The organism is Gilliamella sp. Gris1-4 (assembly GCF_001690335.1).
GTDB lineage: Bacteria > Pseudomonadota > Gammaproteobacteria > Enterobacterales > Orbaceae > Gilliamella > Gilliamella apicola_P.
In genome coordinates this window covers 31,638-50,733 of sequence record NZ_LZHA01000020.1, presented here as the reverse complement: position 1 = coordinate 50,733, position 19,096 = coordinate 31,638, and the positions used below count along the sequence as shown (strand labels likewise).

General features: G+C 33.2%; 15 protein-coding genes and 1 pseudogene. 6 read left to right on the top strand and 10 right to left on the bottom strand.

Annotated elements, in window-relative coordinates; genetic code table 11:
* Window positions 1-517: 517 nt before the first annotated feature.
* Window positions 518-1,906, bottom strand: a complete 1,389-nt coding sequence (locus tag A9G31_RS02270) for a hypothetical protein (RefSeq protein ID WP_065560249.1) — start codon at window positions 1,904-1,906, stop codon at window positions 518-520.
* 249 nt (window positions 1,907-2,155) lie between these two features.
* Between A9G31_RS02270 and A9G31_RS02265 the strand changes: the two are divergent.
* Window positions 2,156-2,918 (top strand): annotated as a pseudogene (locus A9G31_RS02265) (IS5 family transposase).
* Window positions 2,919-3,061: 143 nt separating this feature from the next.
* On the opposite strand, the gene rluB reads toward A9G31_RS02265, so the two are convergent.
* The 3 genes from rluB to rnm all read right to left on the bottom strand — a co-directional run bounded on the left by rluB (window position 3,062) and on the right by rnm (window position 5,710).
* Entirely contained in the window at window positions 3,062-4,066 is a 1,005-nt protein-coding gene (gene rluB / locus A9G31_RS02260; RefSeq protein ID WP_081299309.1) for a 23S rRNA pseudouridine(2605) synthase RluB, read from the bottom strand.
* A gap of 80 nt (window positions 4,067-4,146) precedes the next feature.
* Window positions 4,147-4,767 carry an L-threonylcarbamoyladenylate synthase gene (locus A9G31_RS02255; protein WP_065560248.1) on the bottom strand — a complete coding sequence of 207 codons (621 nt, stop codon included), beginning with the start codon at window positions 4,765-4,767 and terminating at the stop codon, window positions 4,147-4,149.
* 109 nt (window positions 4,768-4,876) lie between these two features.
* On the bottom strand, window positions 4,877-5,710 hold the full coding sequence (gene rnm / locus A9G31_RS02250; RefSeq protein WP_065560260.1) for an RNase RNM: 834 nt from the start codon (window positions 5,708-5,710) through the stop codon (window positions 4,877-4,879).
* Window positions 5,711-5,780: 70 nt separating this feature from the next.
* On the opposite strand from rnm, the gene rraB reads away from it, so the two are divergent.
* Complete coding sequence (gene rraB / locus A9G31_RS02245; RefSeq protein ID WP_065560247.1) at window positions 5,781-6,176, top strand: ribonuclease E inhibitor RraB; 396 nt, start codon at window positions 5,781-5,783, stop codon at window positions 6,174-6,176.
* 71 nt (window positions 6,177-6,247) lie between these two features.
* Here the strand turns inward: rraB and A9G31_RS02240 are convergent, their stop codons facing one another.
* The 5 genes from A9G31_RS02240 to prfA all read right to left on the bottom strand — a co-directional run bounded on the left by A9G31_RS02240 (window position 6,248) and on the right by prfA (window position 13,935).
* A complete protein-coding gene (locus A9G31_RS02240; protein ID WP_065560246.1) occupies window positions 6,248-8,926 on the bottom strand; it encodes a beta-N-acetylhexosaminidase in 2,679 nt (892 codons plus the stop codon).
* A 9-nt stretch (window positions 8,927-8,935) separates the two neighbouring features.
* On the bottom strand, window positions 8,936-10,276 hold the full coding sequence (locus A9G31_RS02235; RefSeq protein ID WP_442902665.1) for an OprD family outer membrane porin: 1,341 nt from the start codon (window positions 10,274-10,276) through the stop codon (window positions 8,936-8,938).
* Window positions 10,277-11,145: 869 nt separating this feature from the next.
* Window positions 11,146-12,000, bottom strand: a complete 855-nt coding sequence (kdsA, locus tag A9G31_RS02230) for a 3-deoxy-8-phosphooctulonate synthase (protein ID WP_065560258.1) — start codon at window positions 11,998-12,000, stop codon at window positions 11,146-11,148.
* Window positions 12,001-12,016: 16 nt separating this feature from the next.
* Window positions 12,017-12,853, bottom strand: a complete 837-nt coding sequence (gene prmC, locus A9G31_RS02225) for a peptide chain release factor N(5)-glutamine methyltransferase (RefSeq protein WP_065560245.1) — start codon at window positions 12,851-12,853, stop codon at window positions 12,017-12,019.
* Window positions 12,850-13,935 (bottom strand): peptide chain release factor 1, encoded by a 1,086-nt coding sequence (gene prfA, locus A9G31_RS02220; RefSeq protein WP_034909811.1) that lies wholly within the window; start codon window positions 13,933-13,935, stop codon window positions 12,850-12,852. Before prfA ends, prmC begins: the two co-directional genes overlap by 4 nt.
* A 355-nt stretch (window positions 13,936-14,290) precedes the next feature.
* Here prfA and A9G31_RS02215 point away from each other — a divergent pair, with 355 nt between their 5' ends.
* The 3 genes from A9G31_RS02215 to A9G31_RS02205 all read left to right on the top strand — a co-directional run bounded on the left by A9G31_RS02215 (window position 14,291) and on the right by A9G31_RS02205 (window position 17,660).
* Window positions 14,291-15,481: a carbohydrate porin gene (locus A9G31_RS02215; RefSeq protein WP_065560244.1), complete on the top strand. Its 1,191-nt coding sequence runs from the start codon at window positions 14,291-14,293 to the stop codon at window positions 15,479-15,481.
* A gap of 142 nt (window positions 15,482-15,623) precedes the next feature.
* A complete protein-coding gene (gene manA / locus A9G31_RS02210) occupies window positions 15,624-16,817 on the top strand; it encodes a mannose-6-phosphate isomerase, class I (protein ID WP_065560243.1) in 1,194 nt (397 codons plus the stop codon).
* A 114-nt stretch (window positions 16,818-16,931) separates the two neighbouring features.
* The gene (locus tag A9G31_RS02205; RefSeq protein WP_065560242.1) at window positions 16,932-17,660 is read left to right on the top strand and encodes a GntR family transcriptional regulator; all 729 of its coding nucleotides are present in this window, start codon (window positions 16,932-16,934) and stop codon (window positions 17,658-17,660) included.
* A 112-nt stretch (window positions 17,661-17,772) separates the two neighbouring features.
* Here A9G31_RS02205 and deoC read toward each other — a convergent pair whose 3' ends face one another.
* A complete protein-coding gene (deoC, locus tag A9G31_RS02200) occupies window positions 17,773-18,483 on the bottom strand; it encodes a deoxyribose-phosphate aldolase (RefSeq protein WP_065560241.1) in 711 nt (236 codons plus the stop codon).
* Between the two features lie 188 nt (window positions 18,484-18,671).
* Between deoC and A9G31_RS02195 the strand changes: the two genes are divergently transcribed.
* Window positions 18,672-19,091, top strand: a complete 420-nt coding sequence (locus A9G31_RS02195; RefSeq protein WP_065560240.1) for a PTS sugar transporter subunit IIA — start codon at window positions 18,672-18,674, stop codon at window positions 19,089-19,091.
* Window positions 19,092-19,096 lie beyond the last annotated feature (5 nt).

The window sequence follows — 19,096 nt, the reverse complement described above, 5'->3', positions numbered from 1 at the left end:
AACAGTGTGAATATGAATCGAACAAAAAAATCAAAATATTTTGTTGATTTTTAAGCGCCTTATATTACATCAAACATTGTTAAACACAAGATTATTCATGTTTTTTCAATGACTTTTTTGTAATAGTAATGTAAATTTTTTTATATTTAATGCATGGCTTATAATCAAAAAATACGCTACCTGTTTTTGTGTTTTAATCCTTTTTCACTTCTATCATAGAGAGCTTTCTACTTTTTTGTTGTGCTATTTTAGGGGGTAGTTACAGGAATCACAAGTGACATAATTAACGACCATTTTTAATTAATAAATAATTAACATTTTGAATAGATTTAAAAAAGTTAATTATCAAAATTGATTAAAGATTATTAGGGTTAATGTAAAGAATTTGAGTTATTCCTTTACTTGAGAGAAAATAATTGAAGAATTATTTTACTCATTGAGCACTCGTTTTCTAAAATAAGCGCCAATGAGTAAGTAGTTTTATTTAATTAAGTTGTAGCTATGAGATTTATATTAACTATAGATATGAAAGATCTCGAACTATATCTTCAATATACACTTTTAATTCTGTTAATTGCTGGTCTTTTGCCGCCCGAAGCAAGCTATCTTTGGTTTGCAATGTTCCTTCACTATAATTATGCAAATTTGATGGCACATTGCCAGAATAGATATAATCATGTTTTGCTGATGTTTGTACAACGTTAAATGATTTACTGTAACTATAGATTCCATGAGCCTCAATTTCAGTGGTCAAAGTTAATTTGTTGCTGTGAGTCACAGTTTGTAAATTAAACTGTTGATATTTATAGGTTTTAACTTGCTTTTTATTACCGTTTTCGTCAGCTAATTCAATAAATTTATCAAATATTTTTTCGGTTTTGGTTTCATTGTTAACTGATTTACCAAGATCAGAAAATTCAACATTTGTCGTTACACGGATCGTGACATCTGCTTGCCCTGGTTGGTAGATAACAAATTCTATAAAGTCTTTACTTAATAGATCTGTTACATAAGATTTTAATTCTGAAGAATTATAATAAACTTTTACTTTCCCTTCTCTTTTATATTTATCTGCTTGAAAATCTGCATCGAGAAACGATCCGTATTGGCGATAAGCCGAAGCAGCTGAAGCGTAATATTGGGCTACTTCTCGAAATTGATAACGACGTGTTGCTGTTCGAGCTAATTGTTGTGCTTGTTCATAAGCATTTTCTGCTTGTTGAGTACAGTGTTTTCTATCATTCTCAATAGAAAGTTTGTCACTATCTTTGTACTTGCCAAGAGGCTGATATACTTCCGAGGCATTATTAAATGCATCCGCAGCAGCTTTATAATTTCCTTGCTGTGCTAACATTTTTCCTTGGTCATAATAATCTTTAGCAGCAAGTTGCATATATTTTTTATTTGCATTGTTATACAAACTTTCAATGTTTTTATAGTTGTATTGCTCAAATCCTTTTTTGTATAAATCGGCTTTTATTCTATAACTTTTACTATCGGTTCCTGTGATAGAATTACCATAGTCATAGTACTCTTTTGCGATACTCTCTTGTAATTTAGTAAAATCATATTTATTATCAAAAAAACTAATTTCTTGGCTATAAAAGCGATCACTTAATCGCAGTTTCATTGCTAATAAATTTTGGTAGCATTCTATTCGTTTGGCATAATCCTGATTATTGGTATTTGATAAAGTTGTTTCATAATGTTGCATAACACTATTGACGATATTTTGTAGTCGTTGTACGTCTTTTTGACCTAATTTTGCAGTACCCTTATCCTCAAGACTATCCGCCAATAAGTTGATGCTTTCTAAATATTTTCCTTCTTTATAAGCTTCTTCTGCTGTACGTGTATGACAAGCAGCTAATAAGAACATAAAAAAAACAGCTATGATTATACGCATAATTTTCCTTTCAATTCATTTTAGTTTAATTTTTTTGTGCTTGTTCATCTAGCTATTAAGATGAAAACTGTTTTAATTTAGCTTAATTAATAAGCTAGTTAATGAGTCTATTATAAATTAGCGTTAATTTATTAACTTTTTTGCTAAAAGTTGAATAACTAGGGCGTGTTGATCTTTCGTGATTATTTTTTAGCCGGCATGATGTAAGTTATAATAATTCAGCCAAAAACAACCATAACTCGACTCATCATGCCAAGAACAATGCTAACAGATAAACGGTGGGAAAAGCTACTACAAATAATGAAAAATACCGCCGAGTTTATAATAAATCCGAGCATCGGATGACGTTTGAGGGGGGAGCCTTTTCCGAATGAGAACTGGTATTCCTTGGCGAGATTTACCAGAAGAGTTTGGTGAATGGAGCACCGTCTATAGACGATTTAATTTGTGGTCTAAAAAAGGAATATTAGTTGATATTTTCAAACATTTATCACAACTAGCGGATTTTGAATGGGTGATCCTAGATGGTTCGATTATCTGGGCTCATCAACATAGTACAGGCGCTGCAACGGAGCATTCCGAGCAAATAGGTCAGAGCTGTGGTTGTCATTCAACTAAAATTCATCTTGCGGTTGATAGTGGTGGTTTGCCTATTTGTTTTGAGCTTTCTGAAGGACAACGACATGATATCACTTATGCAGAAAACCTAATTGAAAAGCTCGATGAGGTGAATACAGTGATAGCCGATAAAGGTTATGACAGCGAGCCTTTTCGGTGCTTTGTTCGTCAAAAAGGCGGACGAGCGGTGATTGCTAAACGTAATTATGGTAAGGATATAGATAAAAGCAGTATGGATAGGTGCCTTTATCGCTATCGTCATTTAGTCGAGAATGCCTTTGCTAGAATCAAGCAATATCGTTCAATATCAACTAGATACGATAAGCTAGAAAGGAATTATGCCAGTATGGTATCACTGGCATTTATGTTAATGTGGCTGCCAATGTATTGTTGAGTAATTTATGTACAGCAAAGATCAACAGCCCCTAGTCACTCATTATTCTTTGGCGATGAGTTTTATTTCAAATATAAAAGATTTGAATTATATTTTATGCAGGCACCCTTAAACAACTAAACTATTTAAGGGCTAAGTGACGATTATTTTCGAGTTGCTTTTTGAGTTACTCTTTGCCGTGTTGTTTTAGTCTGTTGATTAAGTTTAACTCGTTTAGGTCTTACTATTCTTTTGTCAGAAGAAGAACTTGTGGTGAAACTTTTAGATTCAGGTGGCAAACCGACTAGTTCACGTAAGTAATTGACTGAGTCAATACCAAGTTCTAGCCAAGTTCCGCGTGATAATCCTTTGGGTAAAGTGATATTGCCATAGCGAATACGTAGCAATCGACTAACTTGCACATTAATAGCTTCCCACATTCTACGAACTTCTCGATTACGGCCTTCTGTTATAACTACATTAAACCATTGGTTAATTCCATCACCACCTTGTGCTTTAATTGATTGAAATGAGGCTGGGCCATCTTCTAGTTGCACCCCTTTACGAAGTTGGTTAATTTGTTGATCAGCCACATTACCAAATACTCGCACTGCATATTCACGCTCAATCTCGTGCCGTGGATGCATTAATCGATTAGCTAATTCACCATCAGTTGTAAATAATAATAAACCCGATGTATTGATATCAAGTCTGCCAATGTTCACCCAACGAGCATTTTTTAATCTAGGTAAACGCTCAAAAACCGTCGCACGTCCTTGAGGATCATTCCGTGAACAAATTTCACCTTCTGGTTTGTAGTAAGCTAGTACTCGGCAAACTTCTTTTTCTTTACTTCTTAGCTGAACTAAATGGCCATTGATACGAATTTTCGGATTGGCATTAACATCAACCCGATCGCCTAATGTGGCAATTTTTCCATCTACACTGATTTTACCTGCCACAATCATGGCTTCAATCTCTCGGCGTGATCCATTACCTAAATTAGCTAATACTTTTTGGAGTTTTTCAGTATTATCATGTACCGATGTTTTGCGTGTAATAGCTGGTACTCTTGAGGTTTTTGGTTTTTCATAGAGTTGCTTTTCCTTTGCTTTAACGCTATTTGTCTTTTTGCCAAGTTGTGGGAATGCTGATTTGCTATTTTTCATAAAATCCTCGCTGTTACCTTCTCAGGTATCAATTTTCTATTAGCTATATTGTCGATATATTGACAATAAAAAATGGACATTTATTCGAATGGTTTAGTGTCTCCACTTCCTTTGCGAATAACTGTTGGATAGTCATTAGTCAAGTCAATTACGCTGGTAGGTTGTTGACCTATATAACCACCATGCACAATCGCATCAAGCTGATAACCTATTTTATCTTCTATTTCGTCGGGATCGGATTGCGCTTGGTCATCATTAGGTAAAATTAATGTCGCAGTCATTAATGGCTGCCCTAATAATTCGAGCAACGCTAAATCAATTTTATTATCAGGAATTCTTAGTCCAATTGTTTTGCGTTTTTCATTCATCAATCGACGGGGTACTTCTTTACTTGCCTGTAAAATAAAAACATATTTACCCGGAGTATTATTTTTTAGTAACCGAAAAGTTGTGTTATCTACAAAAGCATAACTAGATAGTTCAGAAAGATCACGGCACATCAAGGTAAAATTATGATTTTTATCAAGTTGACGAATTTGACAAATTCGATCAACACCCGATTTATTGTCTAGTAAACAACCCAGTGAATATCCTGAATCGGTCGGAAAAGCTATAACACCACCATCATTTAATATGTTGACAACTTGATTTAATAATCGAGTTTGCGGGTTATCTGGATGAATATAAAAAGTTTGACTCATAATTTTCTTCTATATCAATATTATTGTTAATCTGATTTGCATGATTAAATTTTATATCGTTAACCTTATAGTGAAGCACGAATATAAATCGATTTTAATCCAGATTTATTTAGAGTTTCCAATTATGCCAAATTGGTGTAACACTACCAGGTAGTGGGGTTGTTTTCCCTAAATCTAAATAGCTGTCAACACCATGAAAATCTGATCCTTGTGATGCCAATAGTTCAAATTCATTGGCTAATTTAGCTAATTTTTGTAAATCATCTTGCGTTTGCCTGCTTTGTGAAACTTCAATTGCATCACCACCACTAGATTTAAACTCACTTATTAATAATTTTAATTTAGTTAAAGTTAGATCATAGCGACTTGGATGCGCAAGTACTGCTTGTCCTCTTGCCGCATGAATGGCATTAACCGCATCTGAAATACTACACCATGTTGCAGGTACATAAGCATAACCACCTTTGCCTAAGTATGTTTTAAAGGCGCGTTTAATGTCTTTAACATAGCCGTTAGCAACTAAAAATCTTGCAAAATGAGCACGCGAAACAATGTCTCCTTTTGCAAATTGTTGTGCTTGTTGATAAGCGTTTTCAATACTAACTTTAGCTAATTTATGGCTTATAGCCAACGCTCGATCGATTCTTCCTTGTTCTTGTGATGATAGCAGTGTCGTTAACTCGGGATGTGCAATATCAATATTTAACCCAACAATATGGATTTCGTTGTTTTTCCAAGAAGTTGATATTTCAACACCACAAGCTAATTTAATAGGTAAATTTTCGTTAGCAATCGTTTTTTGAGCTTCAGGTAAACCTTTAACGGTGTCATGATCGGTAATAGCCAAAATAGCAATTTGGTTATCCACCGCTCTTTTGACAAGATCGCTAGGTGTTAATAGTCCATCCGATGCCGTAGTATGTGAATGTAAATCAACGATCATTTTTTTCTCGAAAATTATTTTGAAACGTGTAATATACCACACAATTTGCATGACCACTAAAAGGTATATTATGAAAGATCAAATTCGCCTTGCTCAACAAGATACTAGCGCAATTATTGAGGAACTATTAGAAGATGGTAGCGATCCTCATGCACTTTATATCATTGAGCATCACATTTCATCACAAAATTTTGATAAATTAGAAAAAGTGGCAGTAGAAGCCTATAAATTAGGCTATGAGGCAACCGATCCCGATGAAGATATTGACGATGCAGGCAATGTTATTATCGCTTTTGATATTGTTACCGAAAGCCCACTCAATGCCGAACTAATAAATGCACAAATTGCAGAAATCATCGCACTTACTACCCAATTTGGCGTCACATATGATGGTTGGGGTACTTATTTTGAAGATGGGAATGATAACGATTTTGATGAAGCTGAGCTTATGGAGACACTTCATTAAATATCATCAACTCCCTTTCTTAGGCTTTATTCTTATCCGATAAACGGATAAGAATATTAGTGCTTTAAAGCTTAATTTAGCTTTTCTACACGACTTGTTCTTTTTTGATCTGATGAAATACTACGAATAGAGATAGTGTCATCTTTATTAATTGCCACTGGAGCAGTATAAAGTTTCCAATTTTTTCCATTATTCGTTGAATATTCAATGTTTAATCCCGGAAATACAATATTGGCGTTTAATTTACCATTTACAATTTTTGCACCAGGAATAGGTAATCTATAATTTATACCCGCAAGATCAAGTTTAGCTAGCTCTCTTTGTCCAAGTAAATTAGCAAAGCGATTCCAATCATCATGTAACGCTTTGCTATCTACATAATGTGTTTCACCTTGCTGATATTGGCGATCTTTTTGATAAGCCATTTCCCAATCAGCTTGATGCCAAGCCCTTTCAGCAACCGCTAGTAAACGAGGAAAAGCCATATATTGCATTTTGTTATCACTACGGATATCTTCAGTCCAAATTTGTGCTGATAGCCCATAAGCACCTGACCAGTTCATAGTACCTTTAGCTGTAAATGGATTACCATCTCGGTCAACCGAAGTTTCAGCATTTTGTGGTAAATTATTGGGCGCAAAACTAAATATTTTACGTTCATCACTAAAACGTGTTGCCCAATAGTAACCACTTTCTTTTGGATTCACTTCATATGGCATATCTAAATAAACATAGTCTGGATTAGAGATAATCACTTGATAACCTTTATTTGTCCATTCATTAACTGAATCAAATCCCCCCCAATATAATGTGTCCCAAAAGTTAACTGTAACTTTATCGACTGTAAAAGATTTGGCATTTTCGGCATGTTTCATGCCATCTTGCCACGCTTGCATATGATTGATACCATGCTTTTTAATAATGGTACTGACTTGTTGTGCAAAATAACTTGGTAGATGCTCAATATCTTTCACTTTGCCTTTTCTCACAAAAGTTTGGCAAGCTTGTGATTTAGCCCATGGATGATCTTCAATACTTTGATCAATAGTACCTTTAATATCAGTTTTTTCTTTTGCTTGCAGATCTTGATAACCTGCACCTAAACGGATATTTTTAGCTTCATCACCACCAAAATGCCAAGTATTAAGCGGTTGCCCTGCTTCAATATGCATTTTTGCGATTTCATCGATAACTTTATTAACAAAGCGTTTAGATGAATCAAGACAAGGATTCAAATAACTTAAGCGATTATAAAATTGTACCGTTGTGGTATTGGATGTATCGGTTGGATCAACTAAACGATACTCATTAGCTTGTTGCTCTTTTCCTTCATTCATTAGGCGTTTATAACGTGCTTCCATTGATACTATTGCGGCTCTGGCATGTGCAGGCATATCGATTTCAGGAATAACCTCGATAAAGCGTGCTTTTGCATATTTGACAATTTCAATGTAATCATTACGACTTAAAAATCCTGATCCACTTGTATTATTATCAGGTCCCGAACCTAATTGTGGTAATAAACAATTTTGCTCCGTGAGGTCGTGACAGCGTTTACTACCTATATCAGTTAGCTCAGGTAATCCAGGAATTTGAATTCGCCAACCTTCATCGTCACTTAAGTGAAAATGAAATTTATTCATTTTATATTTTGCCATTTGATCTAATAAACTTAATATGGCTTGTTTAGATTTAAAATTACGCCCAATATCAAGCATAATTCCTCGATAAACAAAACGTGGCGAATCAACAGCATTTAGCATTGGTATTGAATTTGAATGATTTACGGGAATGATAGATAAAATGGATTGAATGGCATAAAAAATCCCTGCTTCATCATAAGCGGTGATTAATGTCTTATCATTTTTAATATCTAATTGATATGATCCTACTTTTCCTTGTTCGAATTGTTTAGGATCAATCGTTGCTTTTATTTGATAACCTTTTTCTGTCACAGCTATGTTTAATGCTTTAAATTGTGCCTTTAGAATAGCTAAACTATCTTGATTTAAACCATCAAGAATTAAATTAACGCCTTGCTGATCAATCGTAACATCCTCTTTACCTATTGTAAGTTTGCTTGGTGTTGGTAGAATTTGCCCTCGTAACGATAATTCAGATAATTTATTAATATCGGCGTTATATTCAAAACGGTTAGCAGACGTCATTAAAATATTGTGATCATCAGCCGTTCTTTTCCATTGTTGTTTTATTGGTGCAACAAATGCCGATAAATTGTCAGAATCCGTGTTAGTGTTAGCAATAATTTTGGGTTTAGCATCACTTGAAGTTACATACCAACGTGGCATAACATCACTTTCACTTACAATCCAATATTCCCCAATAATTGGAATATTCACCGTTGTATTAGCAGGAAAACCAGTGAACTTTTCTGTTGGCTCGAGCTTATGTAAATCACCTGTAATATGGGTGATTTTAAACTGATCATTGTCTACAGCTAGAATCATTCTGATATTATCAAAATAGATAGCCCAATCTTTATTATTAATGGCTGTTCCAGTATTTTTAAGTGAAATCATGACGTTATTACAAGAAGCCCAATCAGCACCTAAAGTTGAACAGTTAACGCCATTTGCGTTTGCTTGATTGTCGACAACTTCATATTTAACATTAAGTTGAGAACTAATCAAATTAGCAATTTGTTGAGAAGCATGCACTGATTGAATCGCACATATATTTAACAAAGAAAGGATTGAAGTTGCTAATATCGTTGCCTTAATCTTTTTCATCTTTTTTACCTATTTTTGTTTAGCACTAAAAACAGTGAATGGAATTGTAACAATAAATTTAATGTCCCGTTCATCTTGGAAGATATTACCGTATCCACCACCCCAGCTCGGTATATTTGAATGGTTATTATATTTGGTATAGTGCAATTGGAAGGTTGTATCTTTTGCCCAACTTTCTTGCACGGTATAACCTAAATCAAAGTTATATGCAGATTCAATCAAACGCTGTTTTTGATTGTATTGACGATTAGTGCTAGGTTTTGCATCCCAACCATAGGCATAAGACGCACCTGTTTTCCAACCCGCTAAATAATGAGATAGGTAACTTAAATCATAAGTCACTTCAGCAAACACTGCTTTTTCACCATTGGCATTGAAGTCTGAGCGAGAATTCCACCATATATCTAAACGACCATTTGATGAAGCATAATCAGGTGTCATACGCTGTAAAAAGAATCCCTGTTCTCCATCAGCTTTAACCGAAACGCCTTCAAATCGTAGACCGATAGCACCAACTTGATAGCCTAATGTTGCTGCTTGCAACCACGCCAAGCCATCATATACATCTGTATCTTTATGCGATTGATCTTTAGCGCCATAAAATTGGTAGCTCATAATCATAGGATTATCAAACACTTCCATTTTATAAGATACTTTACCAAAAAATTGGTTCATATAATTTTGTGCTTGTCCAAATGCACTTTCTAATACTAAGTCATTTTTAAAGTCATACTTCAAACCAGCAGAATGTAAATAATTAATTTTTTTACCTTTTCCCCACTGTTTAAATTCATAAAGCCGTTTATACCAAGGTGCTTTATATTTATCACTCCACATATATGACATCGACAATGCTCCAGCGCTATCAAAATCAAGAGTTGACCCTACCTCAAAACCTCGATAAGTACCTGGTAATAAACTCCAGTGTGGTGCAAGTAACGTTTGACCTGAGGGTTGAATATAACCTGCTTTTACCCAAAATAATTCGTCAATTTTAAAATTTGCTTGTGCTTTATAAAAACTAAGTCCACTGACATCTTTCTTCCAATCCTCATCCCAACGGGTATGAGCGCCACTAAATCCTATTTCATTTGGGTGACCATTACCGCCATTACTGACTTCCCAAGCGCCATAACCACCGAGTTCAATAGCAAATCTATCTGCAATATAGCCAGAACGATAATCCAAATTACTATTAAATGTTGATTGTCTAATATTGCTTTTATATTTATTGGTTTCTATATCTTTACGGTCACGATCACGATTCCAGAAAAAGATATTACCAGTTAATGAAGCATCATCAAAAAAATGATTTTCATAGACGGCATCCACTGGAGTTGTTACCCCCATTAAAACAGAAAAAGAAAAAATAAGTTTAGTTAAAAGATTTAATCGGTTAGGTATCATTTTTGCATTATAAATATTCATATTTATTTTCCTAAAATAATTAAATTATGCTATTTAACTTACAGTAAAACTTATTAACATATGATTATTATTAATAAATTGAACTTCAAAGTAACTTTTATTTTAAACATTCGAAGCTTTATTTAGGAACATATTTAAATTCAGATATGAGGTAAATATGTATTTTTATAATGCATAAACATATTTTATCTAGCAAATTAAACACTCTAAATCGTGATCATAATCACTAAAAAGATCGATTTTTATGCTAATTTTTAGATAAAAGTCACAACTTTTTTTATTAAAAAAAATAATATAACGGACTTTTTTAGAATTTTTTAAACTTATGACGGTATAGAATCCTGAATATTTTTTACAAAAATATAACTTAAAATAAAAACCTTTGTATAAATATCCCATTGTAAATGGACAACCCACGTACAAAATTACGTTAGTATTAATCATTAAAGTCACATTATTTAATGTGTTATGACGATTTTAGAAGATGTTAATGAATATGTTCTAGATGAACGTTTGGTGTCAATATTTAGTCTATCGCCAATTTTATTTATAATATCAACACGCTACCTATGATTTAGGGTATGGCATTTTTTATGTATATTTATTACCGTGGTTGAAAAATTGAAGATTAAAAAGTAAGTAATTTCTAAAGATTAATGACGTAAAATGACCACATAACCAAATAAAAAAGAGAAATCATATTTGGTTTCTCTTTTTTATTAATATGCTAAAAATACCGTTTACTTTATAATAAATAACGTTTTTTTAATTGTAGCTAAATAATTAAACTCTTAGTGTTCAGTATCAATTTCATCAAAACTTTTTACTAGTTCATCAATGGCTTTCATCTGTTTTAAGAAAGGTTCCAATTTTGCTAGTGGTAATGCTGACGGTCCATCACATTTTGCATGACTTGGATCTGGGTGGGATTCTAAAAATAACCCAGCAATACCAACAGCCATGCCCGAGCGTGCAAGTTCAGTTACTTGGCCACGACGTCCACCTGATGCTGCTCCCATAGGATCACGGCATTGAAGAGCATGAGTAACATCAAAAATAACTGGTGACCCTTTGCTTGCTTTTTTCATAATGTTAAAACCAAGCATATCAACCACTAAGTTGTCATAACCAAAACAGCTACCACGATCACAAAGGATGATTTGATTGTTACCAGCCTCTTCAAATTTTTCAACAATATTACCCATCTGCCCTGGACTAACAAATTGTGGTTTTTTGACATTAATTACTGCGCCTGTTTTAGCCATTGCAACAACTAAATCAGTTTGTCTTGCTAAAAAGGCAGGTAATTGAATTACATCAACCACATCAGCAACGGGTTGACATTGTGCTTCAGTATGTACATCAGTAATAATTTTAACGCCAAATTGTTGTTTAAGCTCTTGGAATATTTTTAGCCCTTCTTCTAATCCTGGTCCACGATAGGAATGAATTGATGAGCGATTTGCTTTATCAAAAGAGGCTTTAAAAATATAAGGAATATTTAGTTTATTGGTAACGGTGACATAATGTTCACAGATTTTCATCGCCAAATCACGAGATTCAAGCACATTCATACCACCAAATAGTACAAAGGGTAGATCATTAGCGACAGTAATGTCACCAATGTTTACTTTTTTTTGCTGCATCATAAAATTTTCCTAGTTAAGGTTTAAACCAGCGACCAAGGGTAACTCTATCATTACCACTGTAGTCGGTGAAGGTTTCTACTAATTGAAATCCGTGTTGTTTAAAAACAGTTTGCACTGCCTCGCCTTGTTTCCAACCATGTTCTATTAGTAACCACCCATATTGGTTTAAGTGCTTAGTTGCACCTTGTACAATTAGTTTAATATCAGCTAAACCATCATCTTCAGAAACTAATGCGCTTCTTGGTTCGTAGCGTACATCGCCTTGGGATAAGTGGATGTCTGTTGGCTCAATATAAGGAGGATTACTGACAATCATTGAAAACTTTCTATTCTTTATTGGTTTGTACCAATCACCTTGTAAAAAATAAACATTATTCACCCCGATTTGAGCAGCATTTTTTTGAGCTAAGATTAGGGCATCTTTATTTTTTTCAATTGCGGTAAATAAACAGTCTTGACGTTCGGTTGCCATTGCAATAACTATCGCGCCTGTTCCCGTGCCAAGATCCAATACTTCACAAGGCACTTTAGGAAGGTACTCTAAACCTAATTCAACTAATTTTTCAGTATCCGGTCTAGGTATTAAAGTGACGTTAGAAACATTAAACTTTAAAGACCAAAACTCTTTTTCGCCAGTTATATAAGCGATAGGCTCACCATTTTTCCTGCGTTCTAAACATTTAGATAGAGCAATCAATTCATCATCAGTTAGCAATGTTTCACTGAACGCCATTAAAAATGTCCGCGTTTTTTGCGTAACAAAACTCAGTAAAATTTCAGCATCTCGCTTTGGGCTTTCACTATCTGTTAAGGTTTGAGAGGCACTTTTAAGCCATTGTAAGTATGTCATTCATCTTGTTCCGATAAAGCTGCTAGTTGATCAGCCTGATATTCCTGCACAATCGGATCGATTAGCATCTCTAATTTTCCTTCCATGACTTCATCTAAACGGTAAAGCGTTAAATTAATTCGATGATCGGTTACTCGACCTTGTGGATAATTATATGTTCTGATTCTATCTGAACGATCGCCTGAACCTAATAGATTTCGACGTGTTGAAGCCTCTTCTTGTTGGCGCTTACGTAGTTCCGCATCTTGAATTCTTGCAGCTAAAACTGACATTGCTTTGGCTCTGTTTTTATGTTGCGATCGCTCATCTTGACATTCAACAACGATGCCTGTAGGAATATGGGTAATACGAATAGCAGAATCTGTTGTATTAACATGCTGACCACCTGCGCCAGATGAACGATAGGTATCAATTTTTAAATCAGCTGGGTTGATTTCAGGCATTTCTGCTTCAGGGACTTCCGGTAAAACAGCAACGGTACAAGCAGATGTATGAATACGACCTTGAGATTCTGTTTCCGGTACACGTTGGACTCGGTGTCCACCAGATTCAAATTTTAAATTACCATAAACACCATCCCCACTAACTAACATAATAACTTCTTTATAGCCACCATGTTCACCATCATTTGCACTCATAATCTCAACACGCCAATTCCGTGATTCGGCAAATCTTGTATACATTCGAGCTAAGTCGCCAGCAAAAATAGCCGCTTCATCACCACCAGTTCCTGCTCTAACTTCGATAAAACAATTATAATCATCATTAGGATCTTTAGGTAATAGTAAAACTTGTAGTTGCTTTTCTTGTTCTTCAACTCGACTTAATGCTTCGTTTAACTCCTCTTGTGCCATTTCACTCATTTCAGGATCAGATAGCATCATTTTAGCTGTCTCAATATCCTCTTGTGTTTGCTTCCAATCAGAAAAGCACTTAACCACCCCTGTTAATTGCGAATATTCTTTAGACAAAGTGCGAAAGCGATTTTGATCCGCAATAACCGAAGCATCAGACAATAATGCTTGAACTTCTTCATAACGCTCTTGTAGCATTTCTAATTTGTTGATAATTGAAGATTTCATAGAAATATATTTTAGATGATATAAATTAATTAAATTTGCGGAGCATTATATACTTAATCGCTTTTAAAATACAGTTTCGACTTATCCTTACAATGCCCAAACTAATTTATCTAAAAAGTAAAATTTGTAATTTATGATAAATCAATTTGCTAAAAATGTTACTCGTGTCACAGAAATACATTTTTAATGTTTTAAAAAATCCAATCACCATATAACATCAAAAAATGTAAACGTTATCATTAATTATTTTACCTTTAGTTTACTTAGATTTTGTTATTTATAATTTACATAAAAATGAAATCGCAAAGATTACGATAATAATAAATTAATTCAATATATTTAAGGAGTTGGTTTTATGAAAAAATTATTTATTTTTAGCTTGGTTGGATTAAGTTCAATGGCTAATGCCGCAGTCCAATGGGATACACCACAAGGTCAATTAAAGTTATATGGTGATATCGAATTTAATGTAGATGCAGCTAGCAGTAAACAACAACTTAGTTCATTACGTGCAACTTCCGATAAAAAAAATAAGCCAGCCGATAAAGATCGTTGGGATATTAATGGTCGGATATTAATTGGTTTGGATGGTTATCGCGAAATCAATGATACGAATTTTGCAGGATTTGTTGTGCAACCACTTGCTGATTTAGGTGGTGATATGAATTTAGATGATGCTGCATTTTATTTTGGACAAAAACAAGATTGGAGCATTAAAGTTGGTCGCTACGAAGCTTATGATATGTTTCCGCTTGGGCAAGATACGTTTATTGAATATTCAGGTAATACAGCTAATGATCTTTATGAAGATGGTTTCGGTTATATTTATATGATGAAAGAAGGTCGAGGACGTAGCAAAAATGGTGGTAGTATTCAATTCAATAAACCATTCTTAGATAGTTTTAACTTTGAGATAAATGCATTAGTTAATAATGGTGAAAAAATGTTTAATAATTCAAGCTATCACGGTTATGACATTGAGAAAAAGAAAAATGTAGTTTATGTTCGACCAGTTTTATCGTGGAAAAATGATAATTTTTCTTCAGCAATTGCGGCTGAAACTAACGTAGTTAAAAATGCCTATGGTTATTATGACAGCGATGGCAAATTCCGTGATCAGTCACAACGTACGGGGTATGGTGCGACATTTTCATGGAACAGTGAGGGGGATTGGGATGCAACTAATAAAGGGCTAAAAATCAACACTAGCTTTGCTTATATGAATGCTAAAGATGAAAATAATATGACCATCGGTACTGATATTATCTGGGAAAAAGTTGGTTTAGGTTATTATTATGCCAATAACAATATTAAGAAATATAATTCAGATCCAGACAAAAAAGAAAAGCACGGACATATTAATGGCAAAGGTAAATATAAAATTCACACTGTTAATACGTCTTATCTAATTGATAATGTGATGGATATGGAGAACTTTAATATTTATTTAGGAGCATATTGGTCTTTACTAGATAGAAATAAAGCATATGGTGATAATACCGCAGATCGTTATGGTGCTCGTGTTAGATTTAAATATTTCTATTAATTAAATAAGCCAATTTATTTGAATTGTGCTGATAAATTGGCTTATTTTTTTCTATCTTACTTACTTTCATTCTGAGTTAAAAAGAGTTAGAGTTGAATTTGACTATATTAACAACACTAGATAAATTTTTGGAGGATGAAATATGAGCAAAACCATCTGGAAACTTGAAAATACTTTCAAAAATTATGACTGGGGCAGTGTTGATAATATTCCAAAATTATTTGGATTCCAGAATCCAACAGGAAAACCAATTGCAGAAATTTGGATGGGATCTCATCCTATGGGATGTTCCTTGGCTGTTATTGACAATTATCATAAAATCCGAGTTGATGAACTAATTAAAAATAACCCTGTAGATATTTTGGGTGAAAAAACAGCTAGCCAATTTGCTTCTTTGCCTTTTTTATTTAAGATTCTTTCAGCAAATAAAGCCTTATCAATTCAAGTTCATCCAACAAAAATAAATGCTGAGCACGGATTTGAACGAGAAAATCAACTTGGCATCGCAATTAATAGCCCTGAACGAAATTATAAAGATCCTAATCATAAACCAGAACTGATTTATGCTTTAACCCAATTTAAAGCCATGCGTTCATTTCGACCTATCGATGAGATTTTATCTTTTTTTGAGAATTTGGCTTTGCCTATTTTTAATTTGCAAATATCCCTACTTCGAAAAAATCGCACACCGAACCAATTAAAGAAATTTATTTGTTTTTTACTTGATATTTCACAAAAAGATAAAGAAATTGCCATTAAACAGTTATTAACCAATATTACTGCTTCTGAGCAAGAGCCTTTTACAACAATTAAATCACTAGTTAATGATTATCCAAATGATATTGGTCTTTTTATGCCATTAATTTTAAATATCATTGAATTACAACCAGGACAGGCGATGTTTATAGAAGCTGAAACACCTCACGCTTATTTATGCGGTACAGGTCTTGAGGTTATGGCAAATTCAGATAATGTTTTAAGAGCAGGTTTGACAAATAAAATAATTAATATCCAAGAGTTTGTTCAAAATACCAATTTTGAAAGCCTTGAATTAGATCAGTTATTGATTAAACCAGTAAAAAGACAAAATAAAAATGTTTTTTTGGTACCTATAATTGACTTTCAATTTGAAGTTATTCAAAGTGATAATCAGTCACATGAAGAACAAGTCAACAGTCCACAAATTGTTTTATGCATTACTGGGAAAATCATTATCACAACAAAATCAGAATCAGAATCATTAACTTTAACAAAAGGTGAATCCGCTCTTATAGCATATAAAACTAAAAATTATCAATATAAAGGGCATGGCGTTTTAGCAAAAGTTTTCAATTAAATTATAATCGATAAAACATAACCATTTAATTTTAATTAATATTAATGTAAATATTTTACATACTAAAAACAATATATTAATATGTATTAATATATAAAGCATATTATTGTCACCATGAATCATAAAAATAAAATTCCACGCCATCTTTTCATCCAACAAGATTTATTGAAAAAAATTCAGTCTGGAGAGTACGCTCAAGGTCAATTAATTCCTAAAGAATCTGAATTGACTGTTATTTATCAAGTTAGTAGACCAACTGTGCGTCAAGCAATTCAATATTTGGTTAATGATGGGTACCTTGAACGTAGAAAACGTCGAGGAACTATAGTTAAACAACAAAAAATAAATCAAGAATTTACGCATATTATTGAAAGTTATGATTCGGAGATGAATAGAAAAGGTCTTCATCCTAAAACACAAGTTCTTACGTTCAAAATTGATAGAGCTACTAATGATATAGCGAACCATTTAGAAATTAATGAACAAGATGAGATTTATAAATTAGTCCGTTTACGTTATGCGGAAAATAATCCGATAGTATTAGTTACCACTTATTTACCATTAAAACTTTTACCTGACTTTTTGAATAATAACTTTGAACAAGAAAAGCTATATTCCGTATTACAAAAAATGAATTTTCCAGTATTGCAAATACGTAGAAAACTAGATGTTCTCAAAGCGGACGAGACAACAAGTGATTTATTAGACATAGAAGAAGGAAACCCAATTTTTTATTTTCATTCAATTGGTTACACACATAATAGAATGCCAATTGAATACTCGATTTCTAAATATCGTGGCGATATCAATTCATTTATTTTTGAGTTAAATCACTCAGTTTAAATTGTTAGTTATTACAAAATAATTAGAACTGATAATAAACAGTTTAACAATAAAAAACCCACTAATAAGTGGTTTTTTTTAAGATTAAAATACTTGTTTAGGTAAAATTTAATTAAATTTCAATCGTGCTTTTCTGTCTATTTTTCAATTCTTGTTTTAGCTCTTCAATAATGGCAATACCTGCACTTGTACCAATTCTCTCCGCTCCTGCTGCAATCATTTTTTTAAATGTTTCAGCATTACGTATTCCACCAGCAGCTTTTACTCTAACAGTATCACCTACATAGCTTTTCATTAACTCAACATCGGCAAGTGTTGCACCTGATGGGCCGAACCCTGTCGATGTTTTGATAAAGTCAGGTTTAACTTGAACAGCTATTTTACACAGTGCTATTTTTTCTTCTTCTGTTAGATAACAGTTTTCAAAAATGACTTTTGAAATTACATTGTGTTTACGACATATACTAACAATTTGAGTCATTTCATCTTCAATATATTTCAAATTTTTAGCCTTTAATTCAGTGATATTAATCACATAATCGATTTCAGTTGCTCCATTTTCGATTGCATTTTGTGTTTCAAAGCATTTTGACTCAATGGTTGTTTGACCAAGCGGGAAGGCAATTGCGGCACCTATATCCACTTTTGTACCTTTTAATAATTCTGCACATAATTTTGATTGAACCTGATTAATCGCTACCATTTTAAAGTTATAGTCGCTTGCTTCTTTGCAAAGCTTTTCCATCATGGCTGTAGTTGCGTCAGGTTTCAAATTTGTGTGATCAATAAATTTGCTTAACTCTAGTAAAGAATAGCTTTTCATAATTTCCCTCAATTTAAATATGTAATTACATTATATTAAAAACAATAAAATTATTGTCAACGTGATTTTCTTAAAAATCGTGATGAATATCTCAATTACCAAAAAAAAATAAAACTTAATTTATTTGTTTTAGTAAAATCAATATGTAAATATATATTTAAACAATAATCACAAGGAGTACTATCATAATGAAAATAGTTATAACTTCACATGGTGATTTATGTGAGGGTATTTTGACAAGTTATAAAATGATTGCTGGCGATACATCAAAATTTATTGCAGTCAAGCTTGATGAAAATGGGATTAGCGATTTTTCATTTAGATTGACGAAAGTTCTTGATGAGCAAATAAGCAATAATAAACCTGTGATCGTCTTAAGTGACATAATGGGAGGTACACCTTATAACGAAACATTACGTTACATGCTTGCTCATCCTAATAAAGTTTTTTTATTTGCCGGATTAAATTTACCTATGCTAATCCAAGCCGGCACTTCATTAGAAGAATCCATTATACCTGATCTACTTAATTCAATTTTAGAAGCAGGTCAAACTTCAGTTTTATTGGCTCCAACGACAATAGACAATGATGAAGATATCGATTTTTAATCAGT

What these genes read in the sequence shown, in the direction of transcription:
- A9G31_RS02270 (WP_065560249.1), bottom strand. Translation starts at nt 1,906, where the DNA reads ATGCGTATAATCATAGCTGTTTTTTTTATGTTCTTATTAGCTGCTTGT.
- rluB (WP_081299309.1), bottom strand. Translation starts at nt 4,066, where the DNA reads ATGAAAAATAGCAAATCAGCATTCCCACAACTTGGCAAAAAGACAAAT.
- A9G31_RS02255 (WP_065560248.1), bottom strand. Translation starts at nt 4,767, where the DNA reads ATGAGTCAAACTTTTTATATTCATCCAGATAACCCGCAAACTCGATTA.
- rnm (WP_065560260.1), bottom strand. Translation starts at nt 5,710, where the DNA reads ATGATCGTTGATTTACATTCACATACTACGGCATCGGATGGACTATTA.
- rraB (WP_065560247.1), top strand. Translation starts at nt 5,781, where the DNA reads ATGAAAGATCAAATTCGCCTTGCTCAACAAGATACTAGCGCAATTATT.
- A9G31_RS02240 (WP_065560246.1), bottom strand. Translation starts at nt 8,926, where the DNA reads ATGAAAAAGATTAAGGCAACGATATTAGCAACTTCAATCCTTTCTTTG.
- A9G31_RS02235 (WP_442902665.1), bottom strand. Translation starts at nt 10,276, where the DNA reads ATGGGGGTAACAACTCCAGTGGATGCCGTCTATGAAAATCATTTTTTT.
- kdsA (WP_065560258.1), bottom strand. Translation starts at nt 12,000, where the DNA reads ATGCAGCAAAAAAAAGTAAACATTGGTGACATTACTGTCGCTAATGAT.
- prmC (WP_065560245.1), bottom strand. Translation starts at nt 12,853, where the DNA reads ATGACATACTTACAATGGCTTAAAAGTGCCTCTCAAACCTTAACAGAT.
- prfA (WP_034909811.1), bottom strand. Translation starts at nt 13,935, where the DNA reads ATGAAATCTTCAATTATCAACAAATTAGAAATGCTACAAGAGCGTTAT.
- A9G31_RS02215 (WP_065560244.1), top strand. Translation starts at nt 14,291, where the DNA reads ATGAAAAAATTATTTATTTTTAGCTTGGTTGGATTAAGTTCAATGGCT.
- manA (WP_065560243.1), top strand. Translation starts at nt 15,624, where the DNA reads ATGAGCAAAACCATCTGGAAACTTGAAAATACTTTCAAAAATTATGAC.
- A9G31_RS02205 (WP_065560242.1), top strand. Translation starts at nt 16,932, where the DNA reads ATGAATCATAAAAATAAAATTCCACGCCATCTTTTCATCCAACAAGAT.
- deoC (WP_065560241.1), bottom strand. Translation starts at nt 18,483, where the DNA reads ATGAAAAGCTATTCTTTACTAGAGTTAAGCAAATTTATTGATCACACA.
- A9G31_RS02195 (WP_065560240.1), top strand. Translation starts at nt 18,672, where the DNA reads ATGAAAATAGTTATAACTTCACATGGTGATTTATGTGAGGGTATTTTG.